This is a genomic window from Winogradskyella tangerina (assembly GCF_003260205.1).
GTDB classification, from domain to species: Bacteria; Bacteroidota; Bacteroidia; order Flavobacteriales; family Flavobacteriaceae; genus Winogradskyella; species Winogradskyella tangerina.
In genome coordinates this window covers 303,353-318,441 of sequence record NZ_QERF01000001.1, presented here as the reverse complement: position 1 = coordinate 318,441, position 15,089 = coordinate 303,353, and the positions used below count along the sequence as shown (strand labels likewise).

Sequence of the window (15,089 nt, the reverse complement as noted above, 5' to 3'; positions counted from 1 at the left end):
TTAAAGGTAAGAACTTAATTGGTTGGCTCAATTTAGAAACGATTTAAATTAAGTATTACCGTGTAAGGTTTTTTGGTAAAAGGAGACGCCAAAATTCTTTTAAAAATCTTGTAAGTGACCGTTTTTATGTTCGACCTAAGAGCCGTTAAATAAATTTTTTTAGAATGAAATCACTCGCAACCGCAATACTAATACTTCTGTCTTTTGGGAGTTATGGTCAGCACTTAAATGACTTTTTTAGCAAGACTGACAGTTTTCTAAATACCCATGTAAAAGATGGTAAAGTAGATTACAAAACCATTCATAAAGATCCTTCAGAATTAGATGCAATTTTGAAAAATGCCGAAAAAATTTCAGTTGATGTTTCAGATGCAGACAACTATCAGGCCTTTTGGATCAATGCCTACAATCTGGCCGTTATAAAAGGTATAATTAATAATTATCCAATAAAATCACCACTAGATCATCAGGGGTTTTTCGATAAAACAACCTACAGTCTAGCAGGTAAAAACATAACACTTAATGCTATTGAGAATACGCTGCTAAGAGCACAATTCAAGGATGCCAGATTTCATTTTGTTCTGGTGTGTGGGGCACTCGGTTGTCCACCTTTGATCAATGAAGCCTATTTACCTTCAAAATTAAATACGCAGTTAGATACTCAAACAAAATTGGCCATCAATGGGGACTTCTTGAAGGTAAATACTAAGAAGAAAAGAGTGGAAGCTTCTGAAATTATGAAATGGTACAACGAAGATTTCACAACCAACGGAATGAGTGAGATCGACTTTATAAATACCTATAGAACAGAAAAAATTCCGACTAACTACAAGTTGAGTTATTTCAGTTATAACTGGAGTCTCAACAATCAATAAACTAATAAACAACCAAATTTTAAAATGATGAAAAAGATATCAATATTACTATTAGCCTTAACAATTTCAGCGCTAGGTTTTAGTCAGGATGAAGACACTCAAAGAAGTGTTATACAAGAATTTACGCCTTCAATCTTACTCAAGAAAGGGCAGTGGGATATAAAGTGGTTCAATAATTTATATACCGAAACCAGAGCTACTTTTAATGGAAATGAAGGTGATATTCCAAGAAACACCTTCCTTACTTCAACTGTAGATATTTTCACAGGAATTTCAGATAGCAGACGCGTTAATGTTGGACTTCTATTAGAGTTCCGTTCTAATGTCATTGGTGGAAGAGACGCTTTAGATGTGTTTTCTTTTGATGGAGAGGCTGGTACAGCGAGGTCAGGATTTACCTCTTTTGCTCCGGCAATTAAGTTCAATCCTTTCAAAAATATTGGGAATTTTACGATTCAGTCGGCCTTTCATATTCCGTTGGTAGATAATGAAACTGAAGACGGTGTATTTTTGGATCAAAGCGGATTTATTTTTCAGAATCGATTCTTCTATGATTATAGTTTTGCGGACGGAAAATGGCAGCTTTTTTCAGAGTTGAATACTGAATACAATTTCCCAGAGGAAAATAGTTTTGCAGATAACAGTTTACGTTTGATACCTGGTGTATTTTTAAGTTATTTCCCAAGTTCGAAGTTCACAGTTTTAGGATTGGTACAGCATTTACAACTGATATCATTTCAAACTGATGGATTTGAACAAGATGCAACTATACTCGGTGGAGGTGCAAAATACCAATTAACTGACGAGTTGAATATTGAGTTTCTATACTCCAATTTTGTTAGAGGAAACGATACCGGATTGGGTCAAACATTTAATATAGGTTTAAGAGCTTTGTTCTAAGATTTACATAATTTAGGTGTTTATAATCTGTGCTTATGCAACTTTTTAAACGCCTATTTGTTGGTCTGTTGGTCGTAACCTTAACCGCATGCAACGGACAAGAAGAAAAAATTAATGGTGTAAGTTTTGTCGCTTCACCAAAAAAGGCAGACCAATCTCATGTAAATCCGGTCGTAAATGTAAACGCCAATTATGCTGCAGTAATGCCATTCGGATTTATTAGAAATTTGGAAAACCCAAACGTAATTTACAATACAGACAGACAATGGTTTGGGGAAACCAGAGCAGGCGCCAAGCAGTATATTGAAGAGTTGCGAAAGCAAAATATTAAGATCATGGTGAAACCGCAGATCTGGGTTTGGAGAGGTGAGTTTACAGGAAACATAATGATGAATTCTGAAGAAGACTGGAAAACTTTAGAATCATCCTATTCTAAGTTTATTCTAGAATATGCAGAGTTAGCGGAAGAAACAAAAGCTGAGATTTTATGTATAGGAACAGAACTTGAATTATTTGTGAAGTACAGACCAGAATACTGGACCGGACTCATAAAATCGATCCGAGAGACATATAACGGTAAGCTGACCTATGCAGCTAATTGGGATGAATTTAGAAGAACGCCGTTTTGGGATCAATTAGATTACATTGGTGTAGATGCCTATTTTCCGGTGAGCGATGAGCAAACACCAACATTTGAAACCTGTATGGAAGGCTGGAAAAAGCATAAGGACATCATTAAAAAATTGGCAGAAGATCATCAAAAACCGATCTTATTTACTGAATATGGCTACAGAAGTGTTGACTATGCTGGAAGAAAACCTTGGGTCTCAGACCGAAGTATGAATGAAGTGAATCTAGAAGCTCAGGTGAATACAACAAAGGCCTTGTTTGAAACTTTTTGGAATGAAGATTGGTTTGCCGGTGGTTTTATCTGGAAATGGTTTATCGCCCACGAAGATGTTGGCGGTGAGGATAATTCAAGATTTACGCCACAAAATAAACCCGCCGAAGAGGTGGTTAAAAAATACTATCAAATAGATAAATGAAGAAAATAATTTTATTAGCAGTTTTCATTGCTATAACTAGTTGTGTAAAGAACGAAAGCGTTCCAATTGTGTTTCAAAATAATACGTTCCTTCCTGAGGATCTCGAAAACAATCTCTATCAAACGGATGCTATTTTCACCTTCGCAGGCAATGATTTAGCTAATAGTGATCATACTAATATCTATGCGGTTATTGAAGAGGGCGCTTCAGACATAAAGTTTTACGAAACAGATACACCAAATATTAATGAGCAAGATCTTTACCGCTACTTATTAATGGAAATTCAACCAACACTTATTTCCGATGCCAAAATCAAAACGTTTAGGCATACTTTTCTAAGGGATGAATGGATTATCATGACTTACAAGATTGAAGACAAAATAAAGCTGAGTAGCCCAATTAGAATTAATAACCTTTTCCGGCAGACAGATTATATTGAGGATATTGTAATTGATCAGGGAATGAGTGGTTCAGCTAATTTTGAATGGAGTGTGCAATCCGCTGAAAATAATGCTTTCTTTTTCGAGATCATGAAGGATCAAAATGATGCCGTACTTTCCTTGACTTTCACAAATGACAGTCACTTTCAATACTTTGATCTAACCAATGTTACGCTCAATCTTTCTCAGAATGTTCCGCCTAATTTAGTTCAAGATGAAAACTATGAATTTACGGTATTAGATATTGGCCTAGACAATTGGATAAATACGGTGCATAGTCGTGCATTTATAGCAGAATAATTTCAATTTTTTCGTAAGGTTATTTCTAAGCAACGACCAAGTTTAGGAATAACCAACAGATGAAAAATCTTTCAATTTTAATTTTCTTTTTTGTGGCCTTTGGAAATGCTCAGGAACCACTTGTAGCCGACCTGAAGATACAAGGAAACAAAAAACTGAAGACGTCCTTTGTAAAAAAGATTGCTTTTATTAAACCAGGTGTTCCATTAGATTCTGCTCTAATTGAAGAAGACATACGCTTATTAAAACGGTTGCCCTCTATCGCACATGCCTACTACCAGGTGTTTCCGGCGGAAGAACCGAATGAATACAACGTATTTTACAATATTGAAGAGAATTTTACTATAATTCCATCAGCAAATGTGTATACTACTAATGACGATGAATTTGCCTATCGTTTGGGACTTTATGAGTTCAATTTACTTGGGCAAAATATTGCTTTTGGTGGATTTTATCAGAAAGATATTTTTGATTCTTATGCCATAAATTTTAGAGCGCCATTTCTGTTCTCAAGGAAGATAGGTTTAGCGGTAAATTATCAGGATCTCACCACACAAGAACCTGTTTTTTTCGATAATACCACAGCCGATTATCGTTACAATAATGAGTCGATTGAAGTGTTGGGTTTGTATCAAATCAATTTTACAAATAGAATTGAACTCGGTGTAAGCTTCTTCACTGAAGATTACGAATATGTTTCTGGAGCAACCAATCCTAATGTGCCTCAAGAACTGGTAGTTGATAAAATGCTGTATAAGCTTATTTATGAGTATAATAATCTTAACTACGACTATCAATATGTGGAAGGATTCAGGAGTATTTTTAACTTTCAATATGTGCATTCGCGCAATGACGAAATGCTTCCCGATTTCCTGATTGGTTGGAATGATTTTCAATATTTTAAACGCTTCGGAAAACGTGGGAACTGGGCTAACCGCTTACGTTTCGGAGTTGCTTCTAATGAAGATACGCCTTTTGCGCCTTTCGCCGTTGACAACAATTTGAACATTCGCGGTGTTGGAAACCTTATAGACCGCGGTACAGCAGCCATTGTCCTTAACACGGAATACCGACATACACTCTATGAAAAAGGCTGGTTCGCACTTCAGGGTAATGCCTTTATCGACGCCGGAAGCTGGCGAAATCCCGGAGGGGACTTCGGTGATTTCGCCGATACTCAAAACTTAAGAGTATACCCAGGAGTTGGATTGCGATTTATCCATAAAAAAATCTTTAATGCCATTTTCAGAATAGATTATGGTGTGGGAATCACCGAAGATGCAACTCAAGGATTTGTATTTGGAATTGGTCAGTATTTTTAATACGGTTTTCATAGGTTATAAGTAATTATCTTTTTTTAGCTTAGTATCTCCATAAAAAAGTTGCAATGCGAACATTAGCCATAGGCGATATTCACGGGGGATTAAAAGCCCTAATTCAGATTTTAGAACGTGCGAATGTTACTAATGAAGATGCCCTCATTTTTTTAGGCGACTATGTAGATGGCTGGAGCGAATCGGCTCAGGTCATTGACCGTTTGATAGAATTATCTAAGTCGAATGCCTGCATTTTTATAAAAGGGAATCACGACGTTTGGTGCGAACAATGGCTGGCAGATGGCACTTTAACTGAGATTTGGTATCATCATGGAGGTAAAGAAACTATTGCGAGCTACGCAGGATTTAGTGATGACCATAAAAAAGAACATCTTCAATTTTTTGAAGCAATGCCGCTATATCATATCGATGATGACAAACGACTTTTTGTTCATGCCGGTTTTACTTCCATGCATGGTGTAGCACGCGAATCGCACCGAGAGACCTTTTACTTCGATAGAACCCTTTGGGAAATGGCGCTTACCATGGACAAGCGAATTCAGAAGAATTCAGAATTATATCCTAACCGACTCAAACATTACAGCGAAATATATATCGGTCACACACCAACACTCAATTACCACAAGCATGAACCGATGAATGCTATTAATGTTTGGAATATCGACACCGGCGCTGCTTTTACTGGAAAATTATCAGCAATTGATATTGAAACTAAGGAAGTCTTTCAAAGCGATGCGCTTACTTATTTGTATCCCTATGAAATGGGAAGAAATAGATAATTTAATTGTAAGCCTTTAAATAATTCAATCTCTATATTTTTTATTCATTAAGGGCGAATTGATCCAATATTGATTCATGTCTGGAAAGTCGTTCAATATTATTTCAGTCATAGGTAGGTTTTTATCCATAACGATCAAGCCATCAGGAAGAGGATGTTCCTCATGTACTTGCTGAACAAAAAATTCCCTGAACTGATCGCCCTGAATGGTGTTTTGTTGGTATATTTCGTTACCTACCGCGTCACGTACTTTTTTTATTTCATAAGTTAAATCTTCAATATTATCGACATTCAATTCTATTGGCGTTCTGTCATAATTTTCAACTTCAACCCTGACTATTCTTTTATTGCCTTCTATACCGTTGACAGAGGTTGTCCTTAGCCTCTGATCACCTAGTCTAAACTTAAAATTGGCCTTTTTTAAAGTCCTATAGTTAAACATGTGTTCCGTATTGTTGAATGTGATATAAAACGCTTGTTCTTTTTTGTCAAATTCTACTTTTTCTTCTCTGAGTTCAAATCCTTCTCCAACAACAAATGAATTATTGAACGTAATGTAATTGAGGTACATTTTATCATTCTGACGTGCATATTCTAAACTCACATTGAATAGTACTTTATTCGTTCTCGGTACTAAGACTTTGTAATTGAATCTGTGGATAGAATAATCTACTAGTGAAATATATATCGACCCTTGAATATATTCGTCTCGGGCAGTTTTTATGCCATAAATACTGCTGAAATCGTGAGGTCTAGCCTTTTTGAAATTAACCACTAGAATGGGCTCGTTGTTCAAAAACAAAACCTTACCCTTTTCAAACTTGTGCAATTTTGGAAAATCTGATCGCAATTCGTAAACATAAGAAAAGGTGTTTAAGTTGTAGTTTCTGATGGGATCATGAATGCTTAAAATGGTATGTTCATTTCCGCCTCGCGGTAAAATTTGAGAGTTTTCTATGTACTTGGTTATTCCGTTGTAAGCTTTCGTTAGGGAAGTATCTTGTTTAAAATCTTTATTCTGATTGAAGTTATAAACCACTGTAGACACCGTATTCGCGTCTAAGAGTCGTGTGTTTATTCCAGTGTCGAAAGTTTCTAGTATAGCTTCATTTAAATTGTGGAATTCATTATCTACTAACTGGTAGTCTCTATAGTAACCCACATAAGAGTGAGGCTGGCTGCTGAGGTTTTCCGGAATTTTTGCAATGGCTTCTAAAACAATATCCTTCGCATATAATTTTCTGCTTTTTTCAACATAACTTTTTGGACTAAGATTAATGCCTTTTACCTTATTCCTTGAACTTATAAAAACAGGATTAAGCGCTTCAACCTGCGGCGTAAGCCTTATAGTATAAAGTGCATTAGTTTGCAATTCACTGAGATCAATTTCTTGAGCTTCATATCCAATACAAGAAATTATGGCTATTTCATTTTGATAGATTGAAGGGATTCTTAGTTCGCCGTTGTAATCTGCAATAACTCCAATACTTGATGCTTTAATTCTAACCGTTGAAAAAGAAATAGGTTCGAAAGACTCACTATCTATTATTTTGAGTAAAATCTGTTCTAAATTTTGTGCAAAAACACATTGAAATGAAAATAATCCCAGGAAAATGAAAGTAAACCAAGCCCTCATGTAATCTTAATAGAAAATGATTTGTTAAGTTAGGGCTAAGTGACGAAAATCTTTAGAGGATTAACTAAACTTTAAATAAATTTTTTGTAATCTGACATGGCTAAAATAAACTGCTAACTTTAGCTTATATGCCGCTTATAATAAGCCAATAATTCATCAGCAGAGGCACCAAACCAGCGCTTCACATAAATTGCCCAAAAATGGTATTGTAGTTTCCATATTCCTACCTTTTTGTAAAGTCGGGCTGAGGTTCTAATCTTTTTATTGATCACAACAAATTCTTTGCGCGCGTAGAGCTCGTTAATTAAGATATTGTCTTCATAGATCATATAATTTTCATCAAAGCCACCAATGGCATCGAAAAGAGCCTTGGTAATAAACTGACTTTGGTCTCCTCCACGACACGCCCGCCAAGAAAATTGGGTGAGCCAGCTGGCTAATCTAAGCCACCAATGTTTGCTCTCAAATTGCATTCTGAAACAACCCGCATCATTCCCTTTTTTAATTTCATCGATAATGAGCTGATCAAAATTTTTAGGCGGGAAGGCGTCTGCATGTAAAAAATAAAGAATACTTCCTTTAGCATGTTTTGCCCCAAAATTCATTTGTTTAGCGCGGCCTTTTTTTGAATTGATCAATTGAATGTTGGTCTGTAAGGAACTTTCAATCGAAACTTTTGTATCGACTACAAAGGTTGATGTATTGTTTGATTTCAGATTTGAATTTTCAAAAACCAGCTTTTCATCAGTAACGGAAAGATTTGAAGCGATGAAATCATTTACAATCTTTTGTGTACCGTCAGTGCTTCCGCCGTCTACAACAATAATATCGCTAATATTCCCTTTGGAAGAATTATTCATAAGGTGATGGAGTAGGTCTCCAATCATCTCAGATTCATTCAAAACAGGAATAATTATATTTATCATATTGCTGGGGCTGAAATTAATTATTTAAACTCCAATCATAGTCCTTAAAACTCTTTTTGGCTTTATTAGAAATGTTGACATCGGTATAGGCATTAAGAAAATCGATCAGGCTTCCTTCAGTTTTAAAATCCTTGGCAAACCATTTGAAAATCTTAGAGAGTTTTATCTCGTTTTCTGAAATTTCATTTTTTGAAGTATCCGAAAGAAAACCTCTTGTAGCATCTGATAATTGCGTTTCTAAAGTGTTGGCAGTGAAAGCTTCATTTAATAACTTCGGACAAGATTCTGAGGCGCAGACAATCGCAAAATGAATCCGCGGTTCGTTCATTTTTCTCAAGATCTTGTGCTCTATGTCATTTAAATTGATCCACTTTTCACCAAATTTCCAAAGGCGTTGATCCCAAGGATCTTTAATGTCTTTAATGCTTTCTAAAGGGTAATTACGTAGAATAAGATCGATCGTTAAGGCGTTATAGGCATTGATCCAATAGGCAAGTGTTTCGTTTTTTAACCATTCATTATTAGGTGATAATTCAGATAATGCATCAATGTAAGATCGTAGTTTTGCTTTGTCACTTTTAAAGCCCCCATAGTCGACTTCTCCTTCGGATGATACATATTTTTGAAGTAGATCGTTCCATGCATCGTGTATCGAAATAGTTTTGCCTCGAGATACATTAATCACTGAATCTGTAGGTTGGCTTTCTTTTTGAATACTACTTTTTTCAGTTTGAATAGGCTCCTCTACAGGTATTGAATCCTGAACTTCAGGAGATTCTGATGTACTGACTTCTTGTGTTGTATTGCTTTGATCTTGAACCACATTTTTTGTTCCTCCGCACGAAAACAGAACGACTGCTAGTAATAAAATGGAAATGTATTTCATGCTTAAAACGTATGAATGTATGTTTCAACTGAGGAAGGTATACAACTCATTTCTTGATGGGGTATAACTCCTGACTCACAAAATCCTTCGGGAAATCTTCATCACCTTCAAAGCCCAATTCAATATCTCTACCATCGTGAGGAATGTAATTAGTTTTAAAGATATAGTCCCAAAGACTTAGTGTTAGTCCGAAATTAACACCATACCTTACACGTTCAGGCAATTGCTTAGCATGATGCCAAATGTGCATTTTAGGATTATTGAAAATATACTTGAAAATACCATAATCCCAACCCAGATTAGCGTGATTTAAATGACCAATGGCTATGGTAAAGAAATAAACAATGGCCACGTCCTGAGAGCTATAGTTTGCGATGATGGCCAAAGGAATATAGCGAATAGAGTTATAAACCACGGGTTCCATCCAATGGTAGCGCAAATGTGCTGCAAATCCCATTTCTTTAACAGAGTGATGCACCTTATGGAAATTCCATAAGAACGGTACACGATGTAAGAGTCGATGCGTATTCCACTGTACAAAATCATTTACCAAAAAGAAGATGAGTAATCCCAACCATTTAGGGAGATCATTAGAATCAAATAATTGAAAGCTAGATAACAATAATCCTACAGTAGCTAAACCGTCATTAAGTAGTTCGGCAACGGTGTTTGAAAGGGCTATTAAAACAATGAGATTCAACACAAAAAAGTTGAAAAACATATAAAAGGTGTCTAGCCAGAAGTCTTTTCTAAACAACGCTTGTTCTTTGCGCCAGGGGAATGCAATTTCTAAGATCCAGACCAGTACGGATATCAAAATAAGTCCATAGAAATAATTATCCCAATGATTGAGGTCGATGAGCTCGTACTTGAGGTAATTCCAATACCCTGAATAGGAGTTTTGTATGATGTCTATATACTTATCCATCAGAAGTTTTTCAATCTTAAAACGTAGGCGCTAGGCTTCTAATTAACAGCAACCTCCACCGTCGTAATGGAAGGTCGATTCGCTAATAAAAATATCATCTCTTCCTAAACTGGCCAAAGCACCAGCCGTCTTATCGCATACTGCAAGCGGTTGATTTTTCAATAAAATATGACCTGCATTATCATCGATATAATCTTCATCTCCAAAATAGATTGCCGCTTTGCCAGTAAAGATACAAGGGCCATCCGCTGGCATCGGATCTTTAATAGCTGCTACCTCAATCGATTCGATATAAATGAGTTCGTCTGTATTGTAATGTTTAGGGTCTAATATACGGTATGGCTTGCGTGCTCTGATCTCAATAGTTCCAAATCCGGCATCCGTAAGCATTTTTACGTATTCAGCTATTGGTAAACTTCCGCTAAGGCAAAGTGCTCGTAGTCTGTCATCGTTACGCAATTCGTCATTCATTGGTTGTTCGCAAGTGGGATCGCTCATTACCAACCTTCCGTGAGGTTTTAAAACACGGTACATTTCGGCAATTGCTTTCTTCAGATCATCAGCTTTAAAAATATTGAATAAGCAGTTCTGCGCAGCAACATCAATACTATTATCTTCAACAGGAAGATTTAAAGCGTCACCTTTTTTTAGATCTACAAATTCGCTCTTAAACCATGGGTTTAATTCCTCAGCTTCCTTGAAGTTCTTTCTTGAAGCTTCAAGCATTTCATCAACCACATCAACACCAACAACACCACCCTTATTGCGATTGAAGTAGGCAAACTGCAGTAATTCCATACCGCCGCCTACACCAACATAAAGCATCTTCGGATTATTTGTAAGATCGCGCGCATGCACGGTAGAGCCACAACCATAATTCATTTCTTGCATTATTTTAGGGATCTTCAATCCTGGGAGTTCCCAAATAGGATTCGTGGTGCAACAAAGCCCGACATCGGGTGTTAAGGCCGCTTCTTTGTATAAATCGTGTGTAGCTTCTAAGTAACTCATAATTTGGTTTTTCTGCCAAGCAGAAATCATTTTTAATTAATATAAAATTTTTAAAGGCTCTTTATCAATTCCTTAAATAAGGTGATCATATGTGGCTCCGCTTTGGCTGCCATAGCAATGATCTCATCAATATTTACCGGTTCTAAATTATCTGGGTCGCATTCATCCGTCAAAACTGACACCGCAGCCGCTTTTAATCTCAAGTGGTTGGCAACAATAATTTCTGGTACTGTACTCATCCCAACAGCATCTGCGCCAATGATCTTCAACATCCTATATTCAGCTCTTGTTTCTAACTGAGGTCCAACGACACTAGCGTAAACGCCTTTGTGTAATTTAATACCTTGAGCTTCAGCAATGGTTTCAATTTTTGAATTGATCTCTGCGTCGTAAGGCGCGCTCATATCTGTAAACCGATCACCTAATTTCGCAACGCCTTTGAAGGCTAGAGGAGAACTTCCTTGAAGATTGATATGATCATCTATAAGCATTAATTCCCCTTTTTTGAAATCTAAATTAACAGCACCAGCAGCATTCGAAACTAATAAGGTTTTAATACCCAATTTTTCCATTATTCTTACCGGGAAAGTAACATCTTGAAGTGTATAACCTTCATACACATGAAAGCGCCCTTGCATTACAACCACTTTTTTACCGCCAAGATTTCCATAGATCAATTTTCCCTTGTGAAATTCAACGGTCGCCGTCGGAAAGTTTGGGATATGATTATAACTAGCTTCAGCAATGATATCGATCTCATTTATTAATTGTCCAAGGCCTGTGCCTAGAATTATTCCCACTTCAGGATTGTCAAACCCCTTGTTTTGCAAGTATTCAGTACTTTCTGTAATAAATTTAATCATTGAGCTGCTGTATTTTTTCTTGTAGTTTTTCGTTGTTTTTATAAAAATCTGAGGCAATCAAATCTTCGTAGGTATCAATATCATTGAGGGTGTCTAAAGTAATTACCTTTTGATCTAAACTTTGTAACTCTTGTAACGTTTCCTTCAGTAAGTTCGACTGGCTCCAAGGCTTGTTTATGAATATTTCAGGAATAAGTTTACTTAATCCGATGAGGTAATACCCACCGTCTTCAGCTGGTCCAAATACAACCTCACTTTGAGCTAAAGCCTCAATGCCTTTTTTGATATGATCCTCATTGATATCTGGAAGATCTGAACCGATCAAAACGATTTTTTTATAACCTGCTTCAAATCCATCTTTAAAGGCATTGAGCATTCTTTCACCTAAATCTTCACCGTCCTGAACCGCTTTGTAGTGTTGTCCCCATTTCGATTCAACAATAGCATTTGAAAAGTAAATTCGCTTATCAATACTTAATTTTGAAGTCGCTGTTTCGGTGATCTTTACTAATTCTGAGTAAACTTCAAAAGCACCGTAATCTCCGATGGTTTTTGCCAATCGGGTTTTAACAGTGCCTAGTTTTATATTTTTTACAAATACAATTACAAGTGCTTCAGTCATATATCTTATTGCCTTTTAAGAGCCACTTGCTCCATTTTTCGGAATAAGTGTGAACATTTTCAGTGGGTTGATTTGAGTTATCGTAAATGGTATGGTCGTTATTTTTCCATTCAAAAATACCACCAAATAAATTGTAAACGTTGGTATATCCTTCTTTTTTTAATTCTTCGGCGATGTCTTCAGAACGAATACCGATAGAACAATACACTACAATTTTTGAACTTTTATCAGATACAGTTTGAGTTACTTTTGAAATATCAAATTCGTCGTATCCAACATGAATGGCACCTTTTAAATGACTGGTGTTGTATTCTTTGATTTCTCTGGCATCTAGAAGAATGGTTGATGTTTCGTTTAATGCCAAATTTTCAACCTTTATATAAGGAATACTTTCAGTATTGTAATCTTCAAGTAATTCTGAGATAGAATCTTGGGCACTGATCAAAAATGAAAATGAAAGCGTAAAAACGAAAAGTAGGTTCTTCATAAATAACAATAGTTGGACTTAAGCAACAGTACCTTGGCAACTACTTCCAGCGCCAGCGGTACAGCCGTAACAATGTTGTGAAATTACAATTTTTCTACCTTCGAGAAGTTCTTCGTTGTATTCTGAAATATGCTTCGCTTTACTATTTACGGGTAATTCTAACATCTGATTAAAATCACAATCATACAAATATCCGTCCCAGCTTACAGAAAGCGTATTGGTACACATTACGTTGGCAACAGCTGCCGGATTGTATGCATCAACCAGCTGGTACATGTAATCTTCATAGTTTTCTGAGGCAATCAAATAATCTAAGAATCTACTGATAGGAAGGTTAGTTATGGCAAATAGATTGTGAAATTGAATTCCGAAATCTTCCATTAATGCTTTCTTGAAATCCTTTTCCATAGACACTTGGTCTCCTGGCAAAAATGCACCAGAAGGATTGTAGACCAAATCGAGCCTTAAATCACTATCGGGCATTCCATAGCCAATAGCATTTAATTCTTGTAGTGCTTTGATCGACTTGTCAAAGACCCCGTCACCACGTTGCTTGTCGGTTTTACCTCTTGTCCAATGCGGCATAGAACTTACCACATGCACATTATGCTTTTTGAAAAACTCCGGAAGGTCGTAATACTTTTTATTTGCACGAATAATCGTAAGATTAGATCTTACGATAAAGTCTTTAATTCCAGCTTTTGCAGCTTCCTCTACGAACCATCTAAAATCGGGGTTCATCTCGGGTGCACCTCCGGTGAGATCGAGTGTATGTGCTCCTGTTTTTTTAATGACTTCCAAACATTGTTGCATGGTTTCACGTGTCATTATTTCCTTGCGATCTGGACCTGCATCAACGTGGCAATGCTCGCATACCTGGTTGCACATGTAACCAACATTGATTTGTAAAATTTCGAGCTTTTTTGCTTTAAGTGGAAATTGATCAGTTTCAGCAATTTTTGAAGCAAAGGTTGGTAATTCACCATTCTGAAAAATTCCGTTTGAAAGTATTTCAAGTTGCCTATTACTATTTGCTAGTTCGCTTTCGCGCTTCTTTAGAGACTTCGTCGCCATTAAGTAGTTTTTTAGTTTCTAACCGTCGAGTTTGTTCACCTTATTCATCATTTGGACACCATGTACTAAGGTTGCGCCGCTTTTTATTGCAGCACCAACATGAATGGCTTCCATCATTTCTTCTTTGGTTACACCACGTTGCAGGCCATCTTTTGTATAAGCATCTATACAATAAGGACACTGTTCGGTGTGCGCAACCGCCAAGGCTATTAAAGACTTTTCGCGCGCAGTTAAAGCACCTTCTTCAAAAACTTTTCCATAGTAATCAAAAAACTTGTTGCCAAGTTCTTCACTCCATTCAGTAATTTTTCCAAACTTTCTTAAATCCGCCGGATCATAATAGTTTTTAGACATATATGTAGTTATAATTTTTTACGAAAAATCAATATACTGCTTTTTGTCGAAGTTAATTCTTAAAGATTACAGAAAATCTGCATTTTTAATTATTGATTTTTGAAGGATCATAAATTTAAGGTAGTTGACCTTTAGTATTCAGTTTTGTCTTCCTTGTCTTTCCATTCGTTGAAGGGTTCTAGAGCAATATCTCTAGCCAGCTGTTCAAAAGGAATACTTCGTTCATGATATGGCAACGGAATTTCTTTGTAAATAAAGGCGTCGTCAAATCCAATGTTAGCAGCATCTATTTGATTACTTCCGTAATAGACTTTGTCTGGTCGTGCCCAATAAATAGCGCCTAAGCACATTGGGCAGGGTTCGCAAGAGGTGAAGATTTCGCAACCTTCTAATTGAAATGATCCTAAATTTTCACAGGCGTTTCTAATCGCCGTTACTTCAGCGTGCGCTGTTGGATCATTAGTTGAGGTCACGATATTATGACCACGGCCTACAATTTTTCCGTCCTTAACAATCACACATCCAAAAGGCCCACCTTCATTATTTCTCATGCCTTTGAGCGCCTCATTAACGGCCGCTTTCATAAACTTTTCTTTGTCGTTCATTTGAATTTAAATAATAAGGAA

The 15,089-nt window shown here is 36.5% G+C and carries 17 protein-coding genes; 6 read left to right on the top strand and 11 right to left on the bottom strand.

The window, feature by feature from the left end; translation table 11 throughout:
- Positions 1–164: 164 nt before the first annotated feature.
- The 6 genes from DDY94_RS01440 to DDY94_RS01415 all read left to right on the top strand — a co-directional run bounded on the left by DDY94_RS01440 (position 165) and on the right by DDY94_RS01415 (position 5,677).
- Positions 165–875, top strand: a complete 711-nt coding sequence (locus DDY94_RS01440; protein WP_111682241.1) for a DUF547 domain-containing protein — start codon at positions 165–167, stop codon at positions 873–875.
- A 27-nt stretch (positions 876–902) separates the two neighbouring features.
- The gene (locus DDY94_RS01435; protein WP_111682505.1) at positions 903–1,775 is read left to right on the top strand and encodes a transporter family protein; all 873 of its coding nucleotides are present in this window, start codon (positions 903–905) and stop codon (positions 1,773–1,775) included.
- Positions 1,776–1,810: 35 nt separating this feature from the next.
- A complete protein-coding gene (locus DDY94_RS01430) occupies positions 1,811–2,821 on the top strand; it encodes a glycoside hydrolase family 113 (protein ID WP_111682240.1) in 1,011 nt (336 codons plus the stop codon).
- Positions 2,818–3,561, top strand: a complete 744-nt coding sequence (locus DDY94_RS01425; RefSeq protein ID WP_111682239.1) for a hypothetical protein — start codon at positions 2,818–2,820, stop codon at positions 3,559–3,561. Before DDY94_RS01430 ends, DDY94_RS01425 begins: the two co-directional genes overlap by 4 nt.
- A gap of 59 nt (positions 3,562–3,620) precedes the next feature.
- Positions 3,621–4,883 carry a POTRA domain-containing protein gene (locus tag DDY94_RS01420; RefSeq protein WP_111682238.1) on the top strand — a complete coding sequence of 421 codons (1,263 nt, stop codon included), beginning with the start codon at positions 3,621–3,623 and terminating at the stop codon, positions 4,881–4,883.
- Between the two features lie 65 nt (positions 4,884–4,948).
- Positions 4,949–5,677 carry a metallophosphoesterase family protein gene (locus DDY94_RS01415; protein ID WP_111682237.1) on the top strand — a complete coding sequence of 243 codons (729 nt, stop codon included), beginning with the start codon at positions 4,949–4,951 and terminating at the stop codon, positions 5,675–5,677.
- Between the two features lie 24 nt (positions 5,678–5,701).
- Here the strand turns inward: DDY94_RS01415 and DDY94_RS01410 are convergent, their stop codons facing one another.
- From DDY94_RS01410 to DDY94_RS01360, 11 genes are all read right to left on the bottom strand, one after another.
- A complete protein-coding gene (locus DDY94_RS01410; RefSeq protein ID WP_111682236.1) occupies positions 5,702–7,312 on the bottom strand; it encodes a peptidase associated/transthyretin-like domain-containing protein in 1,611 nt (536 codons plus the stop codon).
- 119 nt (positions 7,313–7,431) lie between these two features.
- Entirely contained in the window at positions 7,432–8,238 is an 807-nt protein-coding gene (locus DDY94_RS01405) for a TIGR04283 family arsenosugar biosynthesis glycosyltransferase (RefSeq protein ID WP_111682235.1), read from the bottom strand.
- Between the two features lie 16 nt (positions 8,239–8,254).
- On the bottom strand, positions 8,255–9,124 hold the full coding sequence (locus DDY94_RS01400; RefSeq protein ID WP_111682234.1) for a DUF547 domain-containing protein: 870 nt from the start codon (positions 9,122–9,124) through the stop codon (positions 8,255–8,257).
- A 46-nt stretch (positions 9,125–9,170) separates the two neighbouring features.
- Positions 9,171–10,052 (bottom strand): sterol desaturase family protein, encoded by an 882-nt coding sequence (locus DDY94_RS01395; protein WP_111682233.1) that lies wholly within the window; start codon positions 10,050–10,052, stop codon positions 9,171–9,173.
- 42 nt (positions 10,053–10,094) lie between these two features.
- Entirely contained in the window at positions 10,095–11,063 is a 969-nt protein-coding gene (gene arsM, locus DDY94_RS01390) for an arsenosugar biosynthesis arsenite methyltransferase ArsM (protein ID WP_111682504.1), read from the bottom strand.
- Positions 11,064–11,113: 50 nt separating this feature from the next.
- Positions 11,114–11,926 carry a purine-nucleoside phosphorylase gene (locus tag DDY94_RS01385; RefSeq protein ID WP_111682232.1) on the bottom strand — a complete coding sequence of 271 codons (813 nt, stop codon included), beginning with the start codon at positions 11,924–11,926 and terminating at the stop codon, positions 11,114–11,116.
- Positions 11,919–12,548: a TIGR04282 family arsenosugar biosynthesis glycosyltransferase gene (locus DDY94_RS01380; protein WP_111682231.1), complete on the bottom strand. Its 630-nt coding sequence runs from the start codon at positions 12,546–12,548 to the stop codon at positions 11,919–11,921. Before DDY94_RS01380 ends, DDY94_RS01385 begins: the two co-directional genes overlap by 8 nt.
- Positions 12,541–13,035, bottom strand: a complete 495-nt coding sequence (locus DDY94_RS01375; RefSeq protein WP_111682230.1) for a rhodanese-like domain-containing protein — start codon at positions 13,033–13,035, stop codon at positions 12,541–12,543. Before DDY94_RS01375 ends, DDY94_RS01380 begins: the two co-directional genes overlap by 8 nt.
- A gap of 18 nt (positions 13,036–13,053) precedes the next feature.
- The gene (gene arsS / locus DDY94_RS01370) at positions 13,054–14,109 is read right to left on the bottom strand and encodes an arsenosugar biosynthesis radical SAM (seleno)protein ArsS (RefSeq protein WP_111682229.1); all 1,056 of its coding nucleotides are present in this window, start codon (positions 14,107–14,109) and stop codon (positions 13,054–13,056) included.
- Positions 14,110–14,127: 18 nt separating this feature from the next.
- Entirely contained in the window at positions 14,128–14,463 is a 336-nt protein-coding gene (locus DDY94_RS01365) for an arsenosugar biosynthesis-associated peroxidase-like protein (protein ID WP_111682228.1), read from the bottom strand.
- Between the two features lie 131 nt (positions 14,464–14,594).
- Complete coding sequence (locus DDY94_RS01360) at positions 14,595–15,068, bottom strand: nucleoside deaminase (protein ID WP_111682227.1); 474 nt, start codon at positions 15,066–15,068, stop codon at positions 14,595–14,597.
- Positions 15,069–15,089 lie beyond the last annotated feature (21 nt).